This is a genomic window from Streptomyces sp. NPDC001068 (assembly GCF_042897315.1).
GTDB lineage: Bacteria > Actinomycetota > Actinomycetes > Streptomycetales > Streptomycetaceae > Streptomyces.
Genome location: NZ_JBIAYD010000002.1, coordinates 204,310 through 229,510, shown reverse-complemented (window position 1 = coordinate 229,510; position 25,201 = coordinate 204,310). Strand labels below are relative to the sequence as shown.

Genomic DNA, 25,201 nt, shown 5'->3' with positions numbered 1-25,201 from the left:
GCCGGAGGCCTGCCGGTGGCTACAGGCCAAGCAGCGCCTGCTCGACGGCCTCGGTCAGCGCCGGGTGGATGTACATCACGTCGCGCCCGATCCGGTCCACCGTCAGTCCCAGGGACATGGCCTGGATCAGTGGCTGGATGAGCGTCGCGGCCTGGGGTCCGATGATGTGCGCGCCGAGGAGCATGCGGTCGGCCCGGCTCGCGAGGAGTTTGACGAAACTGGTGGTGTCCTCAAGGGCCCACCCGTAGGCGGTGTCCGCGTAGTCGCGCACGCTCACCACGTAGTCGATGCCGCGGTGCCGCGCCTCCTGTTCCGTGAGGCCGACGCAGGCGATCTGCGGGCTGGTGAACACCGCGTGCGGCGCCACGTTGTTCGACAGCGTCCGTACGTCCTGCGGGTGGAGGATGTTGTGCCGCACCACCCGTGACTCGGCGTTCGCCACGTGCTTGAGCTGGAAGTGGTTCACCGCGTCACCGAGTGCCCACACCCCGGGTACGGAGGTGCGGTAGGCGTCGTCGGTGACGACGTGACCGTGTTCGTCCAACTGCAGCCCGCCGGCGGCGGCCCGCAGCCGGTCGGTGTTCGGCCTGCGCCCGACGCACACCAGCAGCATGCCGGCCTCGACGTCGTGCTCGCCGTCCGGTCCCGCCACCCGTGCCGTGACGCCGTCGCCCTTCGGTTCGACCGCGGTGACCTCGGAGTCGAGCAGCAGGCGTTGCCGCTGGGCGGCGAGTTCGGTGAAGCGCTGCGACACCTGCTCGTCCTCCGCCATGAGCAGGCGCGGCCCGCGCTGCACGATCGTGACGTCCACCCCGAACGAAGAGAACACGTGACCGAACTCGGCCGCGATGAAGCCGCCGCCCAGCACCAGCATCGACGCGGGCAGGTCGTCGATGCGCATGATCGTGTCCGAGGTGTGGAAGGCGACGGTGTCGAGGCCGGGGATGTCCGGCACCACCGGTCGCGATCCGACCGCCACGACGATCGTCTCGGCGGTGATCCGCTCCGTCCCGACCTCGAGGACCTTGGGGGCGACGAAGCGGGCCGCTTCGGTGAACACGTCGACGCCCTTGCCCCTGCGGTACTCCACCGCGCTCTCGTGCAGCGGATCGATGCGGTTGAACACGCGGTCCCGGACGGACTTCCAGTCGACGTGCGACACGCTCGCGTGGACACCGAGACGCTGCGCCGTCCGGGCGTCCTCGGCGGCGTCCGCGGCGACGACGAACATCTTGCTCGGAATGCATCCCCGGTTCAGACACGTGCCGCCGAACCGGTCCGGGTCGACGATGGCGGTCCGCAAACCGTCGAATTCCTCGGACAGCAGCATGTTGCCGCTGCCCGCCCCCAGGACGACGAGATCGTATTGCCGCATGTCTGGCCACCTTCCGTGGGCGGGACACCGGCCGCGTGGCCGTGAGAGCGCGGTCGCACCGATCACAATTCTGTGCGCGCACGCCGCTTTCCACCACCGCCGGACCCGAGCCCGGCACCTCCTGGCAGCCGCCGCCGGGTCCGAGCCCGGCACGTGGTGGCAGCCGCCGCAGGCACCGGGGCGGAGCCTCGCGGGCCGTCGGCTACAGGTCGTACTGGTACTGGTGGGTGACGTGGGTGGGCCGGTAGCCGAGAGCGTCGTTGACACGCCTGATGTGGCGGTTGCCGTCGGCGGTCTCCGTGAGCAGGGCGCGGAGGAGGGGGTGGACCTCGCGCGTCCGCCGGACGGACGCGGCCTTCATCCACAGGCCCAGGCCGTGTCCCCGGTGCTCGGGGAGTACGGCGGTGCCGTAGTGCCGGGCGTCACCCCGGCCGTCGCCCGGCACGGCCAGTTCGGTGTAGCCGGCGATCGTGCCGTCCGACTCGCTGACGGCGACGACGGTGTGAAGGACCTCGCCGCGTTCCGCGACCGCCGCGACCGCCGCCCGTACCCGCTCCGAATCCCAGGGCACGGCCCGGAAGTCGACCCCGCCGGACGGGGTGTCGTCCATGGCACGGCGGGATGCCACGAAGGTGCCGGTGAACCCTTCCGGGACCATGCCGTCCCAGGACGCGAGCCGGTACCCGGGGTGCGGCCGGTCGACGGCGGCGGACAGGGCGGTGAGGTCCACCTCGGCCAGGGCCAGGCGTGCGGCCGTCAGGGTCAGCACCCGGTGGAATCCCCGGGCGGTGAGGAGCCGCTCGGGGAGGGAGCCGTCGCCGGTGTGGGCGATGACCCGCCGCCGCGCGTGCTCCCGCGCGGCGGCGAGGACCTCGTCCAGCAGGCGGGGGCCGGTGTCCGACGGCGAGTCGTCCGGGCGCACGTGCAGTTCCAGCTCGGCGAGATGCTCCTGGCCGGGACGGGTGTACACGCGGAGGAAGGCCGAGCCGACGGGGAGGCCGGCGGTGTCGGAGGCGAGCCACGCCAGACGGTGGCTCGTGGTGGTGGCGTCGGGTTCGACCAGCGCGGTGATGCGGGCGGGCAAGGCGTGTCCCTGGGGTGTCGTGGGGGCTGGCGGACGTGTGCGATGCGTCAGTTCACGACGCGCGCCGCGCCGCGCAGCCGGCGCCAGGTGTGTCCGACGGACGCCACCGCGCCGCGCCTTGCGCCGGGACCGTCGGCCTGCCAGGTCCGTGCGGACTCGGTGAACGTGCCGGTCGACGGGCCCGGGGCCGCCCGGCGCGCCTGCACGGCCCGTGCGGCGCGCCGAAGTTCCTCCGGCCCGATCGTGTCGAGCCGCGCCCGGACATGGCTGAGCAGGGTTGCGCAGGCGTCGCCTATCGCCGCCTCACCGAGCGGTCGCGCCGGAAGGCTCAGCCCTTCGTGGAGGCACTCCTGGAGGACCGCCCGCAGGTCCGGTACGGAGATGTCGCGGATCGTCAGCGACAGGTGGGCGGACAAGCCGTCCGCGCCGACCGCGCGGTGCGCGAAGCCCCGGGGGACGTAGAGCACGCTGCCGGGCACCAGGTCGCTGTTGAGGAGCAGGGGAGAGCGTTCGCCGTCCGGCAGCTCACCCAGTGTCCAGTCCGCCACCGCCGGTGCGTCGTGCACGTACCAGCTCTTGCGTCCGGACACTTGGAGGACGAAGACGTCGGCGTCGTCGCGGTGGAGGGCGAGACCCTGGCCGCCCGCGGGCGTGACGAAGAAGAACGCCTCGACGTGCCGGCCGAGCTCCTCGGACAACCGTGCCACCAGCCGGCCCGTAGGCCCGTGCCACTGGTCGACGTAGCGCAGGAGCAGTGTCGCCCCGGTACGCAGCAGGGAGAGGACCCTCGCGCGGTCGGCGAAACCGTGCTGCGCGGTGCCCTGGACCGTGCGTGACGTGGTGTAGGCGTCGGCCGGTACGACGACCTTGTCGGAGCGGACCATCTCCAGGTACGGCGTGCGCAGCAGCCCGCTGTCGAAGGCCGCGTCCAGTTCGGCGAGGTCGAAAGGCGAGGTGAACCCCTCGGGCGTGTAGAGGGCGGGTTCGCGCTGCCATCGCCGGCCCGCGAAGCTCTCGACGTCGCCGACCCAGTCGGCCAGCGTGGGTGATTCCATGGTGTTTCCCGTGGTCGGTGCGAGTGGACGCCGCGCGTGGCCGGCGGTGCCGGCGGTCGGCGAGGGGGGCGGTCGGCAAGGGGGGTGGTCGGCAAGGGGGGCGGTCGTGTCGGCGCTCCGCGCCCGTGTCCGGTGTCGGCGGGATGCCGAAGCGCGGTGGCGTCGGGTCACACGCCGGTGTCCGCCTCGAACCGGACCGACAGCAGGGAACGCAGGGGTACGTGCGTCTCCCGCGGTGTGCCGCGCAGGGCGAGCCGGTGGTCGAGGGCGACGTCGAGGAGGCGCTCGGCCAGCGGTACGACCAGGTGCTTGGCCCAGCAGCGGGCCCCGTCGAACCCGAACGGCATGAACGCCGGTGTCTTCTCCGGGTCCGCCACACCCGCCCACCGTTCCGGCCGGAACTCCAGCGGATCGGTCCAGTGGTCCGGATCCCGGTGCATCAGGAGGGGGAAGAGCGCGAGGTCGTCCTCGGGGCGGATTCCGGGGTGGAGCCCGGCGTACCCGGGGCCGCCCTTGCGGAACAGCATCCACGCCGGCGGGAGCAGTCGCAGCGTCTCCCACAGGACCGTGGTGAGGCCGGCCCCGGATTCCTCCCGCGCACGGGCCGGCCCCATGAGCCACAGGGCGTTGGCCGCCAGGGCGGCCACACCGTCGCACAGGGTGGCCGTCGCCCGCCGGTACAGGGCGACGGCCTGTCTTCGGTCCCGGTCGCCGGTGGCGTCGTGGATCAGCCCGGCCAGCGCGGTGCTTCCGCTCCCGGCGCCGGATCCCGGCCACAGGGTGACCGCACGGTCGGCGAGGCGCGAGAGCCCGTCGGAGCGTGTGACGCCGCGTTTCGACAGCAACGAGACCGGAAGCGGGTCGGACGCGAAGAGCCAGGTGCGCAGGTACGAGGTGGCCGATTCGGGCCAGGCGCCGGACAGTCCGCGCGCCGGCGGGGGGAGGAGTCCGGACGCCCGCCATGACGTCCTGCCCCAGTGCGCGGATCGTGCGCGTCGCGCTGTCGTGGTCGACGTCCGCTCCCGCGGCCGGCTTGTAGACCGAGCGTTCCGACGCCAATACGGGGCGCGCGGCGACGATGTCGGAGAGAAGGCGGAAGTCGGAGACGCCGACCGTGGTCGCGTCGATCCGGAAGACCTTGTCCTGTCTCGCGAGCAGGTCCTGGATCCGTGGCGCGAACACGACGCCATGGCCGTGCACCGCTGCGGGCGCCAGTTGTTCCACGGGTGGATCCGCCTTCGGTGGAGGGGAATGGAGGGGAATGCAGGGGATTGCAGAGAACTGGAGGAACCTGTGAGCGATGCCGTCCGGCCCGCGGCTGCGGGCCGGACGGCGACGGAGTACGGCACGGCGGTTCCGGCCGGCCGTACTCCGCCCGCGGACCGCCGGCGGAGGCAGCGTCGTGTCCCTGCCCTCCGCCGGCGATGCGCATCAGATGACGTGGTAGGGCCACGCGTTGGTGGCGAGGTCCTCGTCCTGCTTGAACTTCTTCACGATCGCCTTGATCATCTTCATGGTTTCTCCGTTTCCGGGTGCCGGGCAGGCCGGTACGGCGATGCCCCGCACCTCATTCGATGTGCGGCGTTCCAGGCTCGGAGGCCGAACGACCTCATCGAAACCCAGCCGGAGACCGGAAACGAGGGGCCCTGACACGCCCTTGATGGACAACCCCACGATCTTGGCGGCATGCTCACGCCGGGGGACGCCCCCCGCGGGTGCCTCAGCTCGCGGGACCGCCGCCGTCAGGGATGCCGAGGCGGCGGGCCACGGTGGTCAGAGCCGTTCCCAGGGGGAGCGCGACCCTGGTGAGGGCATGGGTGTCGCCTCGGGTCGGGTCGCGGTTGATGATCAGAACCGGCTTGTTCTCCTGATGCGCCTGACGGACGAACCGGAGTCCGGACATCACCGTCAACGACGATCCGAGAACCAGCAGTGCGGAGGCCTCACGGACCAGCTGTCGGCAGTGCTCGACGCGCGCCGGCGGAACCGCCTCGCCGAAGAACACCACGTCCGGTTTGAGGACGCCTCCGCAGTCGGCGCAGGGCACGGTGCGGAAGTCCCCGACCTGGGCGTCGGTGAGGTCGGCGTCGCCGTCCGGGTTGATCCCGGCGGCCACCGGGTCGAAACCCGGGTTCGCGGCCTCCAGCCGCCGGGCGAGTTCGCCGCGCGCGCTGAAGGTGCCGCAGGAGAGGCAGACGACCCGGTCCAGGCTGCCGTGGAGTTCCACGACTCCCTCGCTGCCGGCGGCCTGGTGCAGACCGTCGACGTTCTGGGTGATCACGCCGGAGAGGTGGGCGTGCCGTGCGAAGGCGGCCACGGCCAGGTGACCGGCGTTCGGGACGGCGCGGCCGAAGGTACGCCGGCCGAGGTGGCTGCGCGCCCAGTAGCGGCGCCGCGCGTCGGCGCCACCGGTGAAGTCCTGGTAGGTCATCGGGGTGTGCCGGCTCAGGCTCCCGCCCTCGCCCCGGTAGTCCGGGATGCCCGACTCCGTGGAGAGGCCCGCGCCGCTGAGCACCAGCACACCGCCGGTGCCCAGCGCGTCGACGACCGGTTCCAGGTCGGTGGTACCCGGCGGCAGGTCCGCGGCTGGGGTCCAGCTCAGGGTGGGGCGCATGCGCATGCCGCCAGGGTACGGAGTCGGCGTCGGCTCAGGGCCGGCGCAGGTGGCTGCCGAAGAAACGGATGGCGGCAGCGGTGCTGGTCTCGAAGCCGTCGAGGTACGGATCGAAGTGGCCGCCGGGGATGAGGACCAGTTCCTTCGGTTCCAGGGCGCGTTCGTAGGCCCGCAGGGCGAGGTCCGCGGGGGCGACCGTGTCGCCGGTGGCCACGAGCATCATCAGCGGGGTGGGTGCGATCTGGTCGATCCAGTGGCCAGGGTCGTAGGACCGGAAGCGCCGGTTGGACTGGACGGTGACCTTGTTCTCCCACAGGCCTTCCGGTGCGTTGTGCCCGAGATAGAACGCGATGGCGTCCGTCGCCCGGTAGGACGCGGTCGTGGACCCGTCGTCACTGACGAACGCCTGGGTCGCCGGGGGTTCGCCCTGGGCCTGGGCGAGTTCGTCGGCGGCGAAGGACTCCTCCAGCTGTCGCGTCAGGTGCGGCGGTACGCGTCGGCGTCCCGTCTCGGAGCCGCTCACGGTGGGGACCTGTGAGTAGACGGCCTTGATCCTGCGGTCGGTGGCGGCCAGGACGAAGGCGTGTCCGCCCGAGTAGCTGGAGCCCCACAGCCCTATGCGGTCGGCGTCGACGGCGGGGAGCGTGCGGAGGTGCGAGACGACCCGGCGCCAGTCCTCGATCTGCTGGTAGGGGTCGATGTCGTGACGGGGCGTGCCTCCGCTGTCGCCGAAGCCGCGGTGGTCGTGGAGCGAGACCGCGAAACCGGCAGCCGCGAGCTCCCGGGCGATGGGCTCGATGTTGTGGTACTTCGTGCCGCCGAAGCCGTGCGCCATGGTGACGGCCGGATGGGGGCCGGGGCCCTCCGGCAGGAACAGCCATGCGTGCAGCACGGTGCCGTCGGGCAGCCGGATGTGTTCGTCGGTGCGGTTGAACATGGGGTTCTCCTCGGGGGGTTCGATCGGTCTGTGGCGGCCATCTGGTTGCAACTTTAAACCACCACTGTCACGATAGAGCCGTCGGATCGTGAATCGCAATGGACTTCGGACTGTTTCGTGCGACATCGACCGTCTCGACCGTCTTGAGGCGGAATTCACCGGCATCAATCGGATCAATTCGGATCAATGAGGAGAGAGTCATATGCGTACCTACGAAACGATCACCACCGAACTGGCCGACGGTGTGCTGTGGGCGACGATCGACAACCCGCCGCTCAACCTGATCGACGAGCGGTTCGTCGCGGACCTGGTAGCCCTGCTCGACGACTCGGAGGCCGACGGCGGCCCGCGGGTCGTGGTGTTCCGCAGCGCCGACCCCGACTTCTTCCTTCCGCACGTCGACGTCAGGCGGATCCCGCAGTACACGGCCGCGGCGGCGACCTCCGGCGGCCCCGACGACGTCAGCCTCGGCGCGCTGTACCGCAGGCTCAGCGAGGCGCGCCCCGTCACCATCGCGGCCCTGGAGGGCCGGGCCCGCGGCGCGGGGGCCGAGTTCCTCTACGCGTGCGACATGCGGTTCGCGTCCCTGGAGCGCGCCGTGATCGGCCAGATCGAGGTGGGCACCGGTCTCTTCCCGGGAGCCGGCGCCGTCCAGCAGCTCGTCCGGCTCGCCGGCCGTGGTCAGGCCATGCAGGTGATCCTGGGCTCCGAGGACCTGGACGGGCGCGAGGCCGAGCGGATCGGCGTGGTCAACAAGGCCCTGCCGGACGGGGAGCTGATCCCCTACGTGGAGCGTCTCGCGGGTCGCATCGCGGGCTTCCCGGAGGCCGCGGTACGGCTCGCGAAGCGCCGGATCAACGCGGCCGGCCTGGCGCCGAAGGAGGACGTCCAGGTGGACTCGGGCTTCTTCCAGATCCTGGCGCGCGACCCCTCGGGCGCCGCGCGGCTGGGGGCCCTCATGGAGCGCGGTATGCAGGAGCGCTCCCGCACCGAGCTCGAGTTCGGCGCGGCGCTCGGCGAGCTCTGAGGGTCCCGCCCGCGGTCAGCTGGTGGTGCTGCGGATCTCCACGTCGTCGGGGTCCAGGACGCGACCGTCCTGGGCGTGCATCGAGAGGCGGGCGACCGGGAGCCCGTCGCGCCGGTCGACGAGGCTCAGCCGTTCCTCGTCCGCCTCGAACAGGTGCTCCTCGCCCCACTGCCGCAGCGCGACCAGCGGAACGCGCAGCGCCTTCCCCTTCTCGGTCAGCCGGTACTCCTTGTAGGCGCTCCCGTCGGCCGCCGGAGCCAGGGTCAGCACGCCCCGTTCGACGAGCTTGGCCAGACGGGTGCTCAGGATGTTCTTGGCACAGCCGAGGCTGCGCTGGAACTCGCTGAACCGGGTCGTGCCCGCGAGCGCGTCCCGGACGATGAGCAGCGACCACCAGTCGCCGATGTCGCTGAGCGAGCGGGCGATGGGACAGGACTCGCCACTGAGGTCGGTCTTGCGCATGTGCGTCCTCCTCCCGGAGCTGAAGGTTTCAATATTAAACCATGCAGGCGGATCCATGCCCGGGACGTCCGGCCCTCCGCCCCGCCCCATGCCGCCGCGGGGCGGACCGGTCGGGAGACCGGTGCCCGCATGTCAGAAACTCGCCGCCTGTCTCGTCAGACGTGGTGAAGGCGGGTTCCGGACGGAGCCCGCGCCGAAGCCTCGACCACAGGGAGCGGATGATGAACGAGGGGAGCGCGCGCCGTGAGGTCGCGCTGGTCACCGGGGCGAACAGGGGAATCGGCCGGGGCGTCGCCGAGCAGCTCGCCGCGCTGGGCATGACGGTCGTGATCGGGGCCCGGGACCCGCTGCGCGGCGAGAAGGCCGCCGCGGCGGTCCGCGCGACCGGCGGCGACGCGCACGCGGTCGCCCTGGACGTCACCGACCGGACCACCGTCCAGGAGGCCGCGAAACGGATCGAGGAGCGCTTCGGGCGGCTGGACGTACTGGTCAACAACGCCGGGATCAGCGGCTCGGGACAGGTGTCGCCCCAGGACGCCCACGACCAGGTTCCCAGCTCCGTCGACCTGGACATGGTCCGGGCGGTGTTCGAGACCAACGTCCTGGGGGTGATCGCGGTGACGAACGCGATGCTCCCGCTGTTGCGGCGGTCGCCGGCGCCCCGTGTCGTCAACGTCAGCAGCCACGCCGCGTCGCTCACGCTCACCAGCGATCCGGACGGCCCCTTCACCGCACTGCCGCCGTCCGCCGCCTACGCCCCGTCCAAGAGCGCGCTGTCGGCCCTGACCGTGCAGTACGCCAACGAGCTGCGGAGCGACGGCATCCTGGTCAACGCGGTCGCCCCCGGATTCGTCGACACGGACGGCAACAACCACACCGGGATCCTCACGGTCGCCCAGGGCGCCGCGACCGTGGTGCGCCTGGCCACGCTCTCCACGGACGGTCCGACCGGCGGATTCCTCGCCGCGGAGGGGCCGGTGCCCTGGTGAAGGCCGCGGCGGACCGCCGCCGGACGGGCGGTCGGCGCTGGAGCGGGCCCGTACCCCGGGGCCGTACCCCGGGCCGTACGGCATTCCGGCGAACCGGGAGGATCCGGCGTGACACCGACTGAGGAGTTCCAGGAGCTGCGGCCGCTGCTGTTCTCGATCGCCTACCGGATCCTGGGCAGTGTGAGCGAGGCGGAGGACGCGGTCCAGGAGACATGGCTGCGCTACCAGGCCGTCGGCACGCCGCCCGAGTCGCCCAGGGCGTTCCTGTCGACCGTGGTCACCCGGATCTCGATCGACGTGCTGCGTTCGGCCCGCGTCCGGCGGGAGGAGTACGCCGGACCGTGGCTCCCCGAACCACTGCTGACCGACCCGTACGAGGATCCGGTGCGGTCGGCGGAGCTGGCGGACTCGGTGTCGATGGCGGCGCTGCTCCTGCTGGAGCGGCTCACCCCGCTGGAGCGCGCGGTCTTCGTGCTGAGGGAGGTGTTCGCCTTCGGCTTCCCGGAGATCGCGGCGGCCGTGGGCCGGTCGGAGGCGGCATGTCACCAGCTCGCGGTGCGGGCCCGCCGGCACATGGACGAGGGCCGGGTCCGGTTCGACGCGGACCGCGAGGAACGCGAGAGACTCGCGGCCCGCTTCTTCGACGCGTTCCGCGAGGGCGACGTCGACGGCCTGGCCGAACTGCTGGCCGCCGACGTCCGGATGATCGGGGACAGCGGCGGCAAGGCGCCCCGGTTCAAGCCGGTGATCCTCGGCGCCGGGCACGTGCTCCGGGTGCTGGCGGCGTTCGCGCCCCTGGTGATCAGGGGCGGAGGCGTTCTCGAACCGCGACAGGTGAACGGACAGCCCGGCTCGGTCTTCCGTGACCGGGACGGACAGGTCCTCAGTACCTGGGCACTTGACGTCCTCGACGGGCGGATCCAGACGATCCGCACGGTCAACAACCCCGACAAGCTCGCCCACGTCGGTCCGGTGGCGGATGCCCGGCAGGCCCTGCGCGAGGCGAACCGGGCGCGCGGGTCCGCGAACTGACCGGGCGTCACAGCCAGGGCCGGGGAGAATCCGGGCGCGGCCCACCGCGTGCGGCGGCAGTCGGGGTGCGAGTCACTCCAGCCAGCCGCGACGGGCCGCCTGGGCCGCGGCCTGGAAGCGGGTGGCCGCGCCCAGTTCCGTCATCAGACGACGGATACGGCGCTGGGTGGTGCGCTCGCTCCAGCCCTGCGTACGGGCGATGGCCGCGTCCGTGCACCCGGAAGCGAGCAGTCCCAGAAGTGCACGGGTGGCGGCGTCCGGGCCGTCGCCCCGGCCGGCCGGCGGGGTGGTGTCGCGCAACGGGGTGGCGCGTTCCCACTCGGCCTCGAAGAGCGCCTCCAACGCGGCGAGTATGGGCGAGCGGTGGACGAGGTAGGCCACCGAGTGGCCGCCGGTGGCCAGACTGAAGGGGATGATCGCCGACCGGTCGTCGGCGATCACCAGCTTCAGCGGCAACTCCGCCCGCACCCGGGCCTCTTCGCCGGTCCGCACGCTCGGCAGGATGTCGTCGCGCAGCCGGCCCGGCCACGCCACGGCGGCCCGGTCGTAGACGACGCGGTGGGCGACTCCGGTGTGCTGCCGCCGCCGCTGGTTCTCCAGGTCGCTGCCGGGGCGGTTCACGTACGGAGGCCGGTCGAAGGCGCGCACCTGCTGCCGGGCGCTCCCGGTGAGCCGCCGGAAGGCCGAGTTGATGTCCTCGTGACCGGTGAGCAGTTCGACCGCGATGCTCGGGTCGCTGATCCGGTGGGCCTCGCGATGCGTCTCGGCGAGCCGGCGCACCAGGAACCGGGCGGCGTCGAGCCGCCGTTCGCCCTCCCGGATGAGCTCGGTGACGGCCACGTCCGGCGCGGCGGCCGTGAAACGAGGCGGACGGCCCGTCGACTTGATCGCGAGACCGTCCTTCACCAGGGCGGACAGCTGACGGCCGGCCGCCACCGCACCCATCCCGCAGGCTTCGGCGATCTCGGAGGCGCTGCCCCGGGGCAGCCCGACCAGTGCCGTGTAGACGAGCTGCGATGCGTCGCTGAGGCCGACGACGTCCAATTCCAATTCCGGCTCCGGTCTCTGCTCTCCACCGGCCGCCACCTGGCACGACGCGGCCACCGCGCCATCCTCGCGCACGGTCCGCTCCCGCCCGCCTCCGCCCCTGGGGCAGGCGGGGTCCGCGGTGCCGGGCGCCTTTGGTGGCCGATCACCGCCAGCTGACGGAAGTCCGCCACCGCCGTCATCTTGTGCGGGTTCCCGCGGGTTGACAGATTCCCCACGCGTCGGTGCCGTTCAGCCGGCCGACGCCCGATCTTTCCCCGATCTCCTCACGCGAGAAGTGGAGCGCCCATGAAACGGCGGAGACGAGCGGTCGCTCGTGGCGTCGGCGCCCTGGCCACCGCGGCCCTGCTGCTCGGCACACCCGTGCAGTACGCGGCCGCGACCGGTGCGACCGCCACGGCGCCCGGCACCGGTCCGAGGGCCGCGTTCGCCACGTCCGGCCCGGCAGCCGTACCCGGGGCGTCCGCCCTCGGGCCGCTGCGCTCCTTCCTGAAGCCCACGCCCGTACGGACCACGCCGGACAGCCCGCAGCAGGTGCTCGTCGTGCTGGGACCCGACGCCCGGGTGACCGGCGCACAGCGGAGCGGCCGACGCGAGTTGCGGGCCCGTACCCCCGTCACCTCCGACGCCGGGGTCAACTCCGCGCTCCGGCGCGCGCACGCCGTCTCCATCCGGCCCCTGGTCCCGGGACTCACCACCGAGCAGGGCCGCCTCCTGCACACGGCCGCCCGGGCGCGGCTCGGCGCCGCGGCCATCGACCTGTCCAGCGTCCAGGTCGTCCAGCTGGCCGGAGGCGACGCCGCCACCGCCGCCCGGGCACTGGCCGCCACCCCCGGCGTCCGCTACGCGGAACCCGACCTGACCGTCTCGCCGATGAACACCGGCGCCGTGCCCCTGCCCGGGACCGCCGCCGCCGCCGGCACCGGCGCCCGGAACACCCCGAAGGCCCGGCACGACGGTGCGACCGGCGCCGGCGGAATCCCCGGCAACGCCGCCCTCGCCACTTCGACGCAGAGCTTCCTCAACGCCGGCGGTGTCGACGCGACGGCCGCCTACAGCCTGCTCGGGAAGAAGTTCGGCCAGCTGCCCGGCACCGGCGAGACCATCACCAACGTCTCGGTCGGCGACCTCACCGACGAGTCGACGCCCGACCTCGGCCCGACAGGCCCGACCACCGTCGTCCGCGACGGCCGCCGGTACCTGGACATCCCCACGATGCCGCTGATCCCCACCTACACGGCGGACCCCACCGGCGCCCTCGACCCGGCCGGCTCGACGCAGGGGCAGGACCCGGCGCTCGGTGAGGTGCTGCTCGACTTCTCGGTGATGGCGCCGCTGCCGCACGAGGCGCAGCGCCCCGGCATGCAGGGCAGCGGTGACTCCGACCTGCTGGGCATCGCACCCGGAGCCAGGTACCGGCTCGTCGTCCCGCAGGAACCGACCTTCAGCCAGATCGCCGTGGCGCTGCTGGCCGCGGCCCGCCAGACACCACGGCCCGACGTGATCACCGCCAGCCTCGGCTACGGCACCGACGCCTACGGCATGCCCGGCCGCTACCTGGAGGACGATCCCCTCCAGCAGTCGGTGATCGCGTCCATCGTGCGCCGGTACGGCATCACCGTCGTCGTCTCCTCGAACGACGGGACCCGGCTCTACACCAACGCCGCCGTCGGACCGGACGGCGGCAGCACACCGACCGACGTGACACACGAGCCCGCCGGCACCACGCGGATCGACGACGACCGGATGTCGACCACGCCCAGCGAGGTCCTCGACTCCGGGGCCATCGCCGCGGGCGCCACCACGACCGACGACACCCTCGCCGTCCCTCCGCGGAGCGGCGGCGCCGACTCGGCGACCGGTACCTGGGCGACCACCCGGCTCAACGGCTCCGGCGTCTACTCGTCGGGGTTCGGCACCCGCGTCGACGTCTCGGCGCCCGGTGACGGCATACCCGCCTTCGAGCACCAGGGACAGACCGCGCAGTCCGTCGCGGAGGTCCTCAGCGGCGGCACCTCCGCCTCCGCGCCGGAGATAGCCGCGGCCGCCGCGGTCGTGCTCCAGACCTCCCGGCTGACCGGACAGCACCCGTCACCGGACGACGTGCGCTCACTGCTGGAACGCACCGGCCGCGCCGTGCCCACGCCACCGCAGATCGACCGGCCGCTGCACGTGGGCCCGCAACTCGACGTCACGGCGGCCGTCCAGGCCGTACTGGCCAAGGCGCACGGCGGTCCGGTCGCCACCGGGGCACCGCGGATCGTGCGGCTCTCCGTCGCGCACCGCCAGACCATCGGTGGCCTCGGCGGCTCCTACCTGGAGTCCACCGACCCCGGCCGCATCGACCTGGCCGGACCGGGCACGGGCTCCGGCGCGACCGGCGAGGGCCTGGTCGGACCGGTGACGATCGGCGCCGACGTGACCGGGCTGACCGGCCCGAGCGGGCACCAGGGCATCCGGTACGTGCTGCGCGTCGGGAAGCGGGAGTTCACCTCCGCCACCCCGGCGATCCGGCTGACTCCCGCACAGATGCTGACCGCGGCGGGCCTGCCCGTCGCCTCCACGGCGGACCGCCGGCTCTCCCTCACCTTCGAGGTGCGCCGCGGCCACCAGGTACTCTGCGCGGCCCGCCGCGAGCTGACCTTCGGGCCCACCGACGGGGGATACGCCGAGGCACTCGCCCCGGTGGTCCGGCCCGTCGTCGAGGCCGGGCACTCGGTGCGGGTGCACTACGACCTCACCGGAGTGCGCGACGTCGACTCGCCCGAACTCGTCGTCTCCGGAGTCGGTCACTTCAGCCCGGCTGCGGCCCCCATATTCTCCGCCTCCTACACCACCCCGCTGACCGCGCCGAGCGGGACGGTCACCGTGCCGGCCACCGCGTTCACCGCGGGCGGCGGCCTCTACGGGATCGGCGTCGTCCAGAACCCCACCGGCGGCGCCAGGGGCGTCCCGCTGTATGGGGAGTTCGCCTCGGTCCGCGTCGACGGCGGAACTCCCGCGCGACGCCCCGCCGCACCGACCCTGGCCGCCGAGCCGTCCGGTGAGCCCGGCCACCTGCTGGAGATCACCCGGGCCGCCCCCCGGTTCTCCGTCCACTACGACGTCTCCCGGGTCAAGGGCGCGACCGGCACCCTGCTGGAGTTCTCCGCCCCCGGCCCGAACATGTACGGCTCCTACAACCTCGTCGCCAACCAGGACGGGACCGTCCGCGACCACGACGGAGTGGACAGCCCGGCCACACTGCACAGCACGCTGAAGGGCACGCGGGGCACGGCGGGGCTGGACGCCCGGTCACTGAGGCTGCCCTCGTCCGACGCCTACGACCTGCGGGTCTTCGCCCTCGACCGGCACGGCGACATCGTCGGGCAGGGATCCCCGACGTCGCTGCTGGCCTACGACGACGGCCTCGCACCGGACGGCACCAACCTCACCGACTTCGCCGTCGTCCCCGGCGGAACCTCCGTGGCGTCGGTCGAGAGCCCCACCGGCGAGGGCTCGGTCTACGACTACGACGCGGCCGACGGAACCTACGGACGCAAGCTCACCGGCGACCCCGAACACGGCTCCGTGTACGAGGTGTTCGGCGTCGACTCCGCACACCACGTGCTCGTGCTGCACAAGCGGACCACCACCGGCGAGCAGTGGCTGGAGACCTACGACACGAGCACCGGTGCCCTCGTCGGACGTCCCGCCCGCGTCGACGACCAGTACGTCGTGACCGGCGGACGGGTGGACGACGCACGTCATCGGGCCGCCGTGCTCGCCTCCCGCGCCGGGGACCGGGCGGGCTTCGTCCTGCCCGTGGACACGGCCACCGGCACCCCCGGCACGCCCCTCCAACTCGATTCCGCCCCGGTGGCCGGCGCCCCCTACGGCCTGCTCGAACTGGACCGGAAGACCGGTGTGTTCACCGCGCAGAGGACCGGCTCCACCGTCAACTGCCTCGCCGGAATGGGCTCGGGCACGGTGGCGGAGGTCGACCTGGACTCCGGCACGGTCACCCAGAGCCCCGGTGGCACCCCGTGCGCCGCGACCCTCGCGTCCGACGACAAGGGCCACCTCTACGAGACCTGGTACCACTCCCTGAGCGTCAACTTCCCCGGTACCGGGTATCTGGCGCAGCTGGGCGGCGGCGACCCGGTGAGCGTGGGGACGGCACAGGCACCCGTCGCCCTCGCCGTCGACGGTGAACACCAACTGGCGCTCCTCGCCTTCCGCTTCCCGGACCTGAAACCCACCGGCGGCTTCCAGCAGTACGGCTTCACCGACAACAACGCCACCGGCCGCGTCGCCGTCGTCGACCTGAGGACGGGCCGGACGGTGGGCACGGTCAGCGGTGTGGAGTACCCGCAGTTCGGCGCCTACAACGGACGGCTCGACTCGCATCACGAGCGTGCCGTCCAGCTCGACCCGGCGACCCGCACCGGCTGGACGTACGCGGGCGACGGCAGCCAGATCCAGCAGTTCTCCTACTGATCCGGCCCACCGGCCGGCCGTCCCGGGTCCGCGGGCACCCTGGTGCCCGCGGACCCCGGCACACCCGCTCAGGGCACGATGTGGCCCGCGGCGCGGAAGAGTTCGTACCACTCCGCACGGGTCAGCGGTACGTCCGATCCGAGGGCCGCGTCCGCGACCCGCTGGGGTGTGGTCGTGCCGATGACCACCTGCATCCGGGCGGGATGGCGGGTGATCCAGGCCGTCGCGACCGCGATGGGCGGCACCCCGTACTTCGCGGCCAGCCGGTCGATGACGGCGTTGAGGTCGGCGTGGTGCTCCGAGCCCAGGAACGGTCCGTCGAAGAAGCCCGCCTGGAACGGTGACCACGCCTGCACGGTGATGTCGTGCAGCCGGCAGTAGTCCAGCAGCCCGTCGTCACGGCTGACCGACTGGTCCAGGCCCTGCATGTTGGCGGCGACGCCCTGCGCGACGAGCGGGGCGTGCGTGATCGAGAGCTGCAGCTGGTTCACCACCAGCGGCTGCCTGACGTAGCGGGTCAGCAGGTCGATCTGCCGGGGGGTGTGGTTCGAGACGCCGAAGGCCCGTACCTTGCCCGCGGTGGCGAGTTCGTCGAAGGCGCGCGCGACCTCCTCGGGTTCCACCAGGGCGTCCGGACGGTGCAGCAGCAGGATGTCGAGGTAGTCGGTGCCGAGAGCTTCGAGCGAGCCGTCCACCGACTCCATGATGTGCTCGTAGGAGAAGTCGAAGTAGGGGCCTTCGCGGACGATGCCCGCCTTCGACTGGATGACCAGCTTCTCCCGCTGCGCGGAGCTGAGCCCCATCGCCTCGGCGAAACGGCGCTCGCAGCCGTGCAGCTCACTGCCGTACACGTCCGCGTGATCGAGGAAGGTGATGCCGGCGTCCATGGCGGTGGCGAGGAGTTCGCGCACCTCCGCGTCGCTCTTGTGCTGGATGCGCATCAGACCGAGCACGATGTTCGGGACGACCATGTCGGTGCCCGGGAGCTTGAACGTCTTCACGATCGGGTCCTTGTCCGTGAGTGGGTGTGCGCCTCAGGCCGCCGACAGGCGGGAGATCTGGTCCGGGGTGAGCACGACCTCGGCGGCCGCCGCCGAGTCACGGATGCTCTCGGGGCGGGAGGATCCGGGGATCGGCACCACCACGGGTGCGAGGGCGAGCTCCCAGGCCAGGGTCACCCGGTAGACGCTGACGCCCGTCTCGTCCGCGACCTCTCGGAAAACGGCCTGCTGCGCCGAGAGTTCGGGCGCGTTCGCGATACCGCCCAGGGGGCTCCAGGGGAGGAACGCGATTCCCAGTCCGGCGCAGTGTTCCAACTCGCCCAGACTGGAGCGGAACCTGGGCGAGAACTGGTTCTGGACCGAGTCGAGACGACCGCCCAGGATCTCGTTGGCCTCGTCGATCTGCGCCACGGTCGCGTTCGAGATGCCGGCCATGCGGATCACGCCCTCGTCGAGCAGATCACGGATCGCGCCGAGCGAATCGGCGTAGGGCACGCGCGGGTCGGGGCGGTGGAACTGGTAGAGGCCGATCGCCTCGACGCCCAGCCGCCTGGCCGACTCCTTGGCCGCCTGCCTGAGATGGGCCGGGTCGCCGTTCACGGTCCAGCTGCCGTCGCCGGGCCGCAGATGGCCGCCCTTGGTCGCGACGAGCACCTCGTCCGCTCCCGGGCCGTACGAGCGCAGGGCCCGCGCGATGAGCTCCTCGTTGTGTCCGACCTCGCCGGCGTCGCGGTGGTACGCGTCGGCCGTGTCGACGAGGGTGACACCGGCGTCGAGCGCGGCGTGGATCGTCTCGATCGACCTGCGGGCGTCGGGGCGGCCCTCGATGGACATCGGCATACCGCCGAGCCCGATCGCCGACACCGTCCGTCCGCCGATCGTGCGTTGCTTCATCGGATGTCTCCTCCGGATGTGGAAGACAAGTGGTCAGGTCCTCTGTCCGGAAGACCTGCCCGGCCGAGCCTAGGAATCGACGATTCAGAAGTCCAACAGCTGTCGGTCATCGCGTTGAGAAGGGGAACCGATGAATCGCGGGGCGGGGTCTACCGGTAGAGCCGCACACCGCCGTTCGACCCGAGGGCGCTGAGTTCCAGCACGCCGCCGTCCGGAGTGACGTAGACCGTGCCCGAGACGAAGTCCCACTTCCCGGTCCCGGCCGGCAGTCCCGCGACCGGGGTGGCGGCACCCGAGCGCGGGTCGATGGTGACGAGCTGCGCGGAGCCGGACGTGGTCACGGCGTACACCTTGTCGCCCTCGCGGGAGGCCGGGACGGCGAGCGCGGCGGACCGGTGGGTCCAGAGCCTGGCGCCGGTGGTGATGTCGAAGCCGTCGATCGCCGTGCCGCCGGCGACCGAGGCCGGGGTGACCAGGACGTCGCCGATGAGCCGCGCCGAGTGGTCGGCCCCGGTGCCGTTGCCGTCGGTGAGCTCGTCGTCGCCCACGGCCAGTTTGCGGCCGGTGCCGGTGGTGCCGAGCACCCGCACGGCGTCCTGGCGGGCCGTGTGGACGGCGGCCACCAGAGGAGCGCCGGACAGGATGTGCGTCACCTCGGAGTGCGCGCTCTGGGCTCTTCGCCAGATCCGCTTCCCGGTCCTGCCGTCGTACGCGGTGAGGGTGAACCTGGTCTTGCGGTCGAGGCAGAAGTCGTCCACCAGCACGGTGCCGCCGGTGCCCCAGCCGTAGGCGTTGCAGTAGTGACCGCGGGCCTTGTAGCCCCATGCGCGGCTGCCGGTGCGGATGTTCACGCCGCCGAGGAAGTTCTCGCCGACGACGGTGGCGACATCGCCCTGCAGGTACGTCGTGACGGTCGTCGCGGTGGGGTGCCGCGCGCTGGTCAGGGGTATGGACCAGAGGATCTTCCCGCTGGAGGCCTGGACGCCGGCCAGCCAGGTGCAGGTGCTGCCGTCCTTGCCGAAGGCGACGGTGCCGATGCCACGGGGGCCGGTCGTCGGGGACATCGCACAGGGGACGGTGCCGCGTTCGGCGTCGGCGGCGGAGGGAGTGGCGCTCCACACCTGCCGTCCGTCGGTGAGGTCGTAGGCGCGCAGGCCGCCCCGGCTGCCGGCGCGGACGAGCAGGCCGTCGGTGAGCCAGCTGCCGATCAGCGTGTCGTCGGCCCCGGCGGCCGGGGCCTGCCACGCCGGCGTCAGCTGCTTCGCGGCGACGGCGGTCGCGTCCTCCTGCTCGACCAGGGCGGCGGCGCCCCCGCCGACGGCGACGAGGACGGCGAGGGTGAGCGCGATCCGCCCCACCGGCCTGGGCCTGCGGGCTTGTTCGCGGCCGGCGTCCGCGTCCGCGGGGTGGTTCGGCCGCGCGGAGGCGGTGGCGGGGAGGGGACGGGAGACCGCCCGGGGACCGGGCTCGGGAACGGCCTCGTGTGCGCCTTCGCGTGGCTGGGGGAAACGCAGCGGCATGGTGGTGTCCCACCGGGTGCCCAGGGGTGTTCCGTACGGCTCGGCCGACGGGCCGCCGTCCCGGGACGGGTCCGTTTCCGGCCGCCACCGGTCCTCGTACGAGTGCGCCGCGGTGGCCGGCCTGCGGGGCCGGGGCCGGAAGGCCCAGCCGGCTTCCTCCTGCGAAGTCCCCTGGCCCGGCGACGATTCCGTCGTCATCTCCGTGATCCCCCCTGATCGGGATTGGCACCCGCGTGTTCCGGTCGCACCGGTGCGAGGTGATGAGCGTCCTTCTTGTGGGCCTGTGCCCGATGTGCCCTGCCCGCTCCGGGTCAGTCGTTCCTGAACGGATGGCCGAAGCCGCTGCGGCCCGACTCCACCTGGAACGCGGCCAGTGCCCCGGTCGAGGTGCCGATCCGCCAGTCCATCAGCTGGTCGCCGCCCGGCCAGTCCTTGCGCTGGTCGTACCAGACGAGGCCGATGACGCCGGCCTTCGCGGCACCCTGGAACAGGTCCCGGATGTGCGCCGCCTTGTCCGCGCCCTGCGCCACCCCGGTCTCCGCGATCAGGACCGGTTTGCCGGAGAAGTCCGCGACCCGGCGCAGGGTCGGGGTGAACAGGCTGGAGAAGGCGACGCCGTCGATCGGCCCGTAGTAGCCGATGAGCCCGACCCAGTCGACGTAGGCGTCGCCCGGGTAGTAGGGGCGGAGGGCCGCGGTGGTGCCCGAGTCGACGACGTGCGGTGTCCACACCCAGATCACGTTGGTGACGCCCTGTGCGGTGAAGACGTCGTGCACGCGCTTCCAGGCCGCGACGAAATCCGCGGGCTCGGCGTGCCGGGGGCCCCAGGAGTTCCACGGACCGTTCATCTCGCCGGCGAAGGAGAGGGCCAAGGGCCCGTCGTAGGCCGCGACCTGACCCGCGAGGCGGCGGATGTAGGCGTCGGCGGTGCCCTGCGCGATGTCGGCGAGCGACGTGTCGGAGGGAACCAGCGCCATCATCGGCAGCTGCCCGTGCCGCCAGAGGAAGGCGTTGCCCTCGGCGTCGAAGTCGTCGCCCCAGGAGCTGTAGTACTCGCGGATGTCGGGGGCCCGTCCCGCCTCCTTGGTGAAGGTGGTGACGATGCCGTACTGCCAGGGCGTCTTGTCGTCGACGACGCCCAGTGCGCGGCCGGACGGCCTGAGCATGGACGAGACCTGGAAGCGCGCGGCCTCGGTGGCGGCCGTACCCGACTTGGCGCCCCCCTCGCTCCCGGCGTCGCCGCAGGCACCCGCCAGGAAGGCGACGGCGACCATGAGGATGGCGGCGACCGTCGGGCGGTTGCGGCGGGCTGTGGCCATGCGGGAGGTCCGATCGGGCTGGAGGCAAGCTGATCAGCAGGAACTCTACGAGACCCGCGTGACATTCACTGAATCTCCATACTAATCTGGCGGCAAGATCGGGAGCGGGTGGGATGACCTCCTTGCCTCGCATATTGATCATTTCTTCTTACTATTTATTGCTTTTGGCAGCGCCGAGCCGGCAGTTGCACCACGACCAAAGGAAGCTCGAGGCTGTCGATGACCACTGCCTCCACGGAGGCCGAGTCGGCTCCCGTCTTTGTGGACCAGACCGGTCTGCGCGGCCGCCGCCTGCGCGGTCTCGGCTGGCTGCTGGGTCTCGTCTGCACCGGATTCGTGGTCGCGATGATCTCGGGACTCGCGGGAACCCAGTCGCAGGCACCCGCGCTCACCGTCCCCGGCACCGCGGACACCACGCCCCCCGGCCAGTACCTCGACGCGCCGCTCCCCGCCGCCCCCGGCGCCGCCGGGTCCGCACCGGCCACCACCGCGGTGACCACGCCCGACGCCACCGCGTCGGACGCCGGAACGGCGTTGTCCGGCACGGTGGCGTCGAGCCCCGCGACAGCCACCGCGCAGTAGTCCAGACGCGACCGACCAGGAAGTCCATGTCCCGCTCCCGCCGCCAACGCTCCCGGCAGTCCATCGCGCGCCCCCGCCGGCTCGCCGCACCACCCTTGCGCTTCTTCCTGCCGGTGACCGTGCTGGCGACCCTGCTGGCGCTGATGGTCCTTCGGGGCATGGCCAACAACGAGGTCTTCCACGACGAGCGCATCGCCGTCTCGGTGGACAAGGGCACGGTCCCGACCAGCGTGCTGGAGGGCGGGCCGATCGTCGACGCGCGCGGCGACCGGAACACCGAACCGGTCAACTACACGATCCCGGACAAGACCGTCGTCCTCTCCTTCGACGACGGACCGTCCGCCCAGTGGACGCCGAAGATCCTCAAGGTGCTCAAGGAGGAGAACGTCGGCGCCGACTTCTTCGTCACCGGCTCGATGGTCACCCGCAACCCGGAGCTGATCCGGCAGATCGTGGCCGACGGCCACGAGATCGGTCTGCACACCTTCACCCACCCCGACCTCGCGCTGCACTCCGGAACCCGGCTCACCTGGGAACTGGGCGAGACCCAGCTCGCGCTGGCCGGAGTCGCGGGCATCCACTCCAGCCTGTTCCGGCCGCCCTACTCCTCCACCGTGGACGCGCTGGACGACTGGTCGTGGCCGGTGACCCGGCAGGCCGGGTCGGAGGGGTACCTGACCGCCTTCATCGACAAGGACACCGACGACTGGAAGCGCCCCGGCGTCGACGCCATCGTCAAGTCCGCCATGCCCGACCTGCCCGGCCAGGGCGAGATGATCCTGCTTCACGACGCGGGCGGCAACCGTGCGCAGACGCTGGCCGCGCTGCCGGTCATCATCCACAAACTCAAGGCGGAGGGCTACACCTTCAGGACGATCGGCCAGGCACTCGGCACCGGCTCCGCCAACACCAGAGTCACCAGCTACAACCTCTGGGTCGGCAAGGCGTTCCTGTGGTGCACCACGTTCTCGGTACGCCTGCTGCCGTGGCTGGTCGGCCTCCTCGCCGTCGTCGGCGTGCTGGTCATGGCGCGGTTCGGGCTCATGCTGGTGCTGTCCACCATCCACGTTCGGCGCATCCGCAGACCGGGCTTCTCCTGGGGCGAACCCGTCACCGAACCGGTCACGGTGGTGGTACCGGCGTACAACGAGCAGGAGTGCATCGCCAACACCCTGCTCTCACTGGCCAGAAGCGACCACCCCATCGAAGTGATCGTGGTCGACGACGGGTCGACCGACGACACCTCCGCCATCGTGGAGGAGCTCGGCCTGCCGATGGTCCGGCTGATCCGGCAGCCGAACAGCGGCAAGCCGACCGCCCTCAACACCGGTGTGGCCGCCGCCTCGTACGACCTGATCGTCATGATGGACGGAGACACGGTCTTCGAACCCGTCACCGTCCGGGAACTGGTCCAGCCCTTCGGGAACCCGCGCGTCGGCGCGGTGGCCGGCAACGCCAAGGTCGGCAACCGCGACACACTGATCGGTGCCTGGCAGCACATCGAGTACGTGATGGGCTTCAACCTCGACCGACGCATGTACGACGTGCTCAACTGCATGCCGACCATCCCCGGCGCGATCGGCGCCTTCCGCCGCACGGCGCTCCAGCAGGTGGGCGGCATGAGCGACGACACGCTCGCCGAGGACACCGACGTGACCATGGGACTGCACCGGGCCGGCTGGAAGGTCGTCTACGCCGAGAACGCGCGCGCCTGGACCGAGGCGCCGGTGAGCATGAAGCAACTGTGGTCGCAGCGCTACCGCTGGAGCTACGGCACCATGCAGGCGATGTGGAAGCACCGGCACGCGGTGCTGGAGCGCGGTGCCGCCGGGCACTTCGGCCGGGTGGGCCTGCCGTTCGTCGCCCTGTTCATGGTGGTCACCCCGATGCTCGCGCCCGCCATCGACATCGGCATGGTCTACGGCGTGGTCTTCGTCGACGCGTACCGGACGCTCGCCGCCTGGTTCGCCGTGATGGCCCTGCAGGCCGTCTGCGCCTGGTGGTCGTTCCGCCTGGACAAGGAGAAGGCGTGGCACCTGATCACGCTCCCGGCCCAGCAGGTCGTCTACCGGGTGCTCATGTACATGGTGCTGCTGCAGTCCTTCATCACGGCGCTCACCGGCGGCCGGTTGCGCTGGCAGAAGCTGCGGCGCACCGGTGAGGTGGGGCTCGACGTCACCACGGGGGCGACATCCTCATGAGTACCGCGGAACGGGACGCCTTCGGCGTCCAGGACTCCTCCACCGTCGCCCTGCGGGTGATCGACCCCGCCGCGCTGCCCGCGCCGCGCGCCGCGCGGTCCGAGGAACCCGAGGAGGCGACCCCGGCCCCCGCACGGAGACCGGGCCGCGACCGCTACCTCGACCTGCTGCGCGCGCTCGCCCTGGTCCGCGTGGTCGTCTACCACAACTTCAGCTGGACCTGGCTGCCGATCGTCTTCCCGTCCATGGGCGTCATGTTCGCGCTGGCCGGATCACTCATGGTGCGCTCCCTCGAACGGCCGGCGCTGAGCGTGATCCGCGGCAGGCTGCGCCGACTGCTGCCGCCCATGTGGCTGTTCGGCGCGGTCGTGGTGCCGCTCATGCTGCTGGAGGGCTGGGGCCCCCACTACGACCACCACCCCCACTGGTGGTGGGCTGAACTGGCCTACTGGGTCCTGCCGCTCAGCGAGCCGCCGTTCGGGGCCTCGCTGCACACCTTCGGCGGGCACCTGCCCGCCTCCTGGGCCGAACAGATCTGTGTGCCGCTGTGGTACCTGCGCGCCTATCTCTGGTACGTGCTGCTGTCGCCGCTCATGCTCAAGGCGATGCGCCGCCTGCCCTGGGTCACCCTGCTGGTGCCGCTGGCACTCGCGTTCCTCGTCAACTCGGGCCTGGTCGACCAGGCCGGTCGGCTGATGGAGGCCGCCACCGACTTCACCACCTTCGGCGCCTGCTGGCTGCTCGGCATGGCCCACCAGGAGGGGCTGCTCCGCCGGATTCCGCAGTACGTCGTGCCGTCCCTGGCACCGCTGGTGCTGCTGTTCGGCTACTGGTGGCTGCTGCGGTCCCCGGTGGACAACCCGCGCCTCGGGCACGACCTCGAGGCGGTGCCGGTCGCCCAGGCGCTCTGGTCGTTCGGGGCGGTACTGCTGCTGCTCCACCTCAGCCCGTCGTGGGAGCGGTGGCCCAAACCGCTGGAGCGGTTCAACGGCGTGATCAGCCTGCTCAACTCCCGCGCGGTGACGGTCTACCTGTGGCACTCCTTCGCCCTCGTGCTGACCGAGCCGCTGATCGACCCACTGTGGAGCAACGCCTTCTTCTACGATCACGCGCAGTGGCTGCTGGCGAGCCAGTGGACGCCGCTCGTGATCGCCGTACCGCTGATATGCCTGGCGATCCTCCTCTTCGGCTGGGTCGAGGACGTCGCGGCCAAGCGCCGCCCCCGCCTCTTCCCCTACCCGCGCCGGCCCAAGGGGCGCCGGCGCGGACAGGCCCCGTCCGGCGGATCACGAGGCCAGAGGGTCTGACCGTGACCGGTCTCCGAGTCCGAAGCGGGACGGGACCGGGCCCGGGGCCGGGACACGCGCGCCGAGCGGGTGGGCGGGAGCCAGGAGCACGCTCGGCGCAAGCGGCCTCGACGACGTCCCGGCCGGGGGGTCGGCCACCGGCGCAGTCACCGTGGCCCGGAACTTCGGGACACCACGCTCGGGTGGTTTACCCGGCGTGCCCCTCCAGCGATGACATGCCCTCACCTAGCTTCATTCCGTAGTCGTCCGACTACCTTGAGTGAATGGAGAACGCGG

The 25,201-nt window shown here is 71.9% G+C and carries 20 protein-coding genes; 7 read left to right on the top strand and 13 right to left on the bottom strand.

Annotated features, from left to right (window positions below; genetic code table 11):
* Positions 1-19: 19 nt before the first annotated feature.
* From ACFY3I_RS06355 to ACFY3I_RS06325, 7 genes are all read right to left on the bottom strand, one after another.
* Complete coding sequence (locus tag ACFY3I_RS06355) at positions 20-1,375, bottom strand: mycothione reductase (protein ID WP_390859602.1); 1,356 nt, start codon at positions 1,373-1,375, stop codon at positions 20-22.
* Positions 1,376-1,577: 202 nt separating this feature from the next.
* A complete protein-coding gene (locus ACFY3I_RS06350; RefSeq protein ID WP_390859601.1) occupies positions 1,578-2,459 on the bottom strand; it encodes a GNAT family N-acetyltransferase in 882 nt (293 codons plus the stop codon).
* A 47-nt stretch (positions 2,460-2,506) separates the two neighbouring features.
* On the bottom strand, positions 2,507-3,514 hold the full coding sequence (locus ACFY3I_RS06345) for a JmjC domain-containing protein (protein ID WP_390859600.1): 1,008 nt from the start codon (positions 3,512-3,514) through the stop codon (positions 2,507-2,509).
* A gap of 167 nt (positions 3,515-3,681) precedes the next feature.
* A complete protein-coding gene (locus ACFY3I_RS06340) occupies positions 3,682-4,359 on the bottom strand; it encodes a cytochrome P450 (RefSeq protein WP_390859599.1) in 678 nt (225 codons plus the stop codon).
* A gap of 586 nt (positions 4,360-4,945) precedes the next feature.
* Entirely contained in the window at positions 4,946-5,080 is a 135-nt protein-coding gene (locus ACFY3I_RS06335; protein WP_390859598.1) for a hypothetical protein, read from the bottom strand.
* 154 nt (positions 5,081-5,234) lie between these two features.
* Complete coding sequence (locus ACFY3I_RS06330; RefSeq protein WP_390859597.1) at positions 5,235-6,134, bottom strand: NAD-dependent protein deacetylase; 900 nt, start codon at positions 6,132-6,134, stop codon at positions 5,235-5,237.
* Positions 6,135-6,162: 28 nt separating this feature from the next.
* On the bottom strand, positions 6,163-7,065 hold the full coding sequence (locus ACFY3I_RS06325; protein WP_390859596.1) for an alpha/beta hydrolase: 903 nt from the start codon (positions 7,063-7,065) through the stop codon (positions 6,163-6,165).
* Between the two features lie 202 nt (positions 7,066-7,267).
* On the opposite strand from ACFY3I_RS06325, the gene ACFY3I_RS06320 reads away from it, so the two are divergent.
* On the top strand, positions 7,268-8,092 hold the full coding sequence (locus ACFY3I_RS06320; protein ID WP_390859595.1) for an enoyl-CoA hydratase/isomerase family protein: 825 nt from the start codon (positions 7,268-7,270) through the stop codon (positions 8,090-8,092).
* 15 nt (positions 8,093-8,107) lie between these two features.
* Here ACFY3I_RS06320 and ACFY3I_RS06315 read toward each other — a convergent pair whose 3' ends face one another.
* Entirely contained in the window at positions 8,108-8,554 is a 447-nt protein-coding gene (locus ACFY3I_RS06315; RefSeq protein ID WP_365289306.1) for a helix-turn-helix domain-containing protein, read from the bottom strand.
* 221 nt (positions 8,555-8,775) lie between these two features.
* On the opposite strand from ACFY3I_RS06315, the gene ACFY3I_RS06310 reads away from it, so the two are divergent.
* Positions 8,776-9,543, top strand: a complete 768-nt coding sequence (locus tag ACFY3I_RS06310) for an SDR family oxidoreductase (protein WP_390859594.1) — start codon at positions 8,776-8,778, stop codon at positions 9,541-9,543.
* Between the two features lie 108 nt (positions 9,544-9,651).
* Entirely contained in the window at positions 9,652-10,575 is a 924-nt protein-coding gene (locus ACFY3I_RS06305) for an RNA polymerase sigma-70 factor (RefSeq protein WP_390859593.1), read from the top strand.
* A gap of 72 nt (positions 10,576-10,647) precedes the next feature.
* Here the strand turns inward: ACFY3I_RS06305 and ACFY3I_RS06300 are convergent, their stop codons facing one another.
* A complete protein-coding gene (locus ACFY3I_RS06300) occupies positions 10,648-11,697 on the bottom strand; it encodes a helix-turn-helix domain-containing protein (protein WP_390859592.1) in 1,050 nt (349 codons plus the stop codon).
* A 213-nt stretch (positions 11,698-11,910) separates the two neighbouring features.
* Between ACFY3I_RS06300 and ACFY3I_RS06295 the strand changes: the two genes are divergently transcribed.
* The gene (locus tag ACFY3I_RS06295; RefSeq protein ID WP_390859591.1) at positions 11,911-16,101 is read left to right on the top strand and encodes a S8 family serine peptidase; all 4,191 of its coding nucleotides are present in this window, start codon (positions 11,911-11,913) and stop codon (positions 16,099-16,101) included.
* A gap of 68 nt (positions 16,102-16,169) precedes the next feature.
* Here the strand turns inward: ACFY3I_RS06295 and ACFY3I_RS06290 are convergent, their stop codons facing one another.
* The 4 genes from ACFY3I_RS06290 to ACFY3I_RS06275 all read right to left on the bottom strand — a co-directional run bounded on the left by ACFY3I_RS06290 (position 16,170) and on the right by ACFY3I_RS06275 (position 20,835).
* Positions 16,170-17,102 carry an aldo/keto reductase family oxidoreductase gene (locus ACFY3I_RS06290; protein ID WP_390859590.1) on the bottom strand — a complete coding sequence of 311 codons (933 nt, stop codon included), beginning with the start codon at positions 17,100-17,102 and terminating at the stop codon, positions 16,170-16,172.
* A gap of 33 nt (positions 17,103-17,135) precedes the next feature.
* Positions 17,136-17,996 (bottom strand): aldo/keto reductase, encoded by an 861-nt coding sequence (locus ACFY3I_RS06285; protein WP_390859589.1) that lies wholly within the window; start codon positions 17,994-17,996, stop codon positions 17,136-17,138.
* Between the two features lie 149 nt (positions 17,997-18,145).
* A complete protein-coding gene (locus ACFY3I_RS06280) occupies positions 18,146-19,714 on the bottom strand; it encodes a PQQ-binding-like beta-propeller repeat protein (protein ID WP_390859588.1) in 1,569 nt (522 codons plus the stop codon).
* Between the two features lie 113 nt (positions 19,715-19,827).
* Positions 19,828-20,835, bottom strand: coding sequence for a glycoside hydrolase family 26 protein (locus ACFY3I_RS06275; protein ID WP_390859587.1), 1,008 nt, complete (start codon positions 20,833-20,835; stop codon positions 19,828-19,830).
* Between the two features lie 219 nt (positions 20,836-21,054).
* Here ACFY3I_RS06275 and ACFY3I_RS06270 point away from each other — a divergent pair, with 219 nt between their 5' ends.
* The 3 genes from ACFY3I_RS06270 (at position 21,055) to ACFY3I_RS06260 (ending at position 24,925) form a co-directional block, all read left to right on the top strand.
* Entirely contained in the window at positions 21,055-21,417 is a 363-nt protein-coding gene (locus tag ACFY3I_RS06270) for a hypothetical protein (protein WP_365289297.1), read from the top strand.
* 95 nt (positions 21,418-21,512) lie between these two features.
* Positions 21,513-23,618 carry a glycosyltransferase gene (locus ACFY3I_RS06265; RefSeq protein WP_390860092.1) on the top strand — a complete coding sequence of 702 codons (2,106 nt, stop codon included), beginning with the start codon at positions 21,513-21,515 and terminating at the stop codon, positions 23,616-23,618.
* Positions 23,615-24,925 (top strand): acyltransferase, encoded by a 1,311-nt coding sequence (locus ACFY3I_RS06260; protein ID WP_390859586.1) that lies wholly within the window; start codon positions 23,615-23,617, stop codon positions 24,923-24,925. Before ACFY3I_RS06265 ends, ACFY3I_RS06260 begins: the two co-directional genes overlap by 4 nt.
* The last annotated feature ends 276 nt before the right edge of the window (positions 24,926-25,201 follow it).

Excerpts from the sequence above, each read along its gene's own strand:
- ACFY3I_RS06355 (WP_390859602.1), bottom strand. The coding sequence starts at position 1,375 with ATGCGGCAATACGATCTCGTCGTCCTGGGGGCGGGCAGCGGCAACATG.
- ACFY3I_RS06345 (WP_390859600.1), bottom strand. The coding sequence starts at position 3,514 with ATGGAATCACCCACGCTGGCCGACTGGGTCGGCGACGTCGAGAGCTTC.
- ACFY3I_RS06330 (WP_390859597.1), bottom strand. The coding sequence starts at position 6,134 with ATGCGCATGCGCCCCACCCTGAGCTGGACCCCAGCCGCGGACCTGCCG.
- ACFY3I_RS06325 (WP_390859596.1), bottom strand. The coding sequence starts at position 7,065 with ATGTTCAACCGCACCGACGAACACATCCGGCTGCCCGACGGCACCGTG.
- ACFY3I_RS06320 (WP_390859595.1), top strand. The coding sequence starts at position 7,268 with ATGCGTACCTACGAAACGATCACCACCGAACTGGCCGACGGTGTGCTG.
- ACFY3I_RS06315 (WP_365289306.1), bottom strand. The coding sequence starts at position 8,554 with ATGCGCAAGACCGACCTCAGTGGCGAGTCCTGTCCCATCGCCCGCTCG.
- ACFY3I_RS06310 (WP_390859594.1), top strand. The coding sequence starts at position 8,776 with ATGAACGAGGGGAGCGCGCGCCGTGAGGTCGCGCTGGTCACCGGGGCG.
- ACFY3I_RS06295 (WP_390859591.1), top strand. The coding sequence starts at position 11,911 with ATGAAACGGCGGAGACGAGCGGTCGCTCGTGGCGTCGGCGCCCTGGCC.
- ACFY3I_RS06285 (WP_390859589.1), bottom strand. The coding sequence starts at position 17,996 with ATGAAGCAACGCACGATCGGCGGACGGACGGTGTCGGCGATCGGGCTC.
- ACFY3I_RS06280 (WP_390859588.1), bottom strand. The coding sequence starts at position 19,714 with ATGACGACGGAATCGTCGCCGGGCCAGGGGACTTCGCAGGAGGAAGCC.
- ACFY3I_RS06275 (WP_390859587.1), bottom strand. The coding sequence starts at position 20,835 with ATGGCCACAGCCCGCCGCAACCGCCCGACGGTCGCCGCCATCCTCATG.
- ACFY3I_RS06270 (WP_365289297.1), top strand. The coding sequence starts at position 21,055 with ATGACCACTGCCTCCACGGAGGCCGAGTCGGCTCCCGTCTTTGTGGAC.
- ACFY3I_RS06260 (WP_390859586.1), top strand. The coding sequence starts at position 23,615 with ATGAGTACCGCGGAACGGGACGCCTTCGGCGTCCAGGACTCCTCCACC.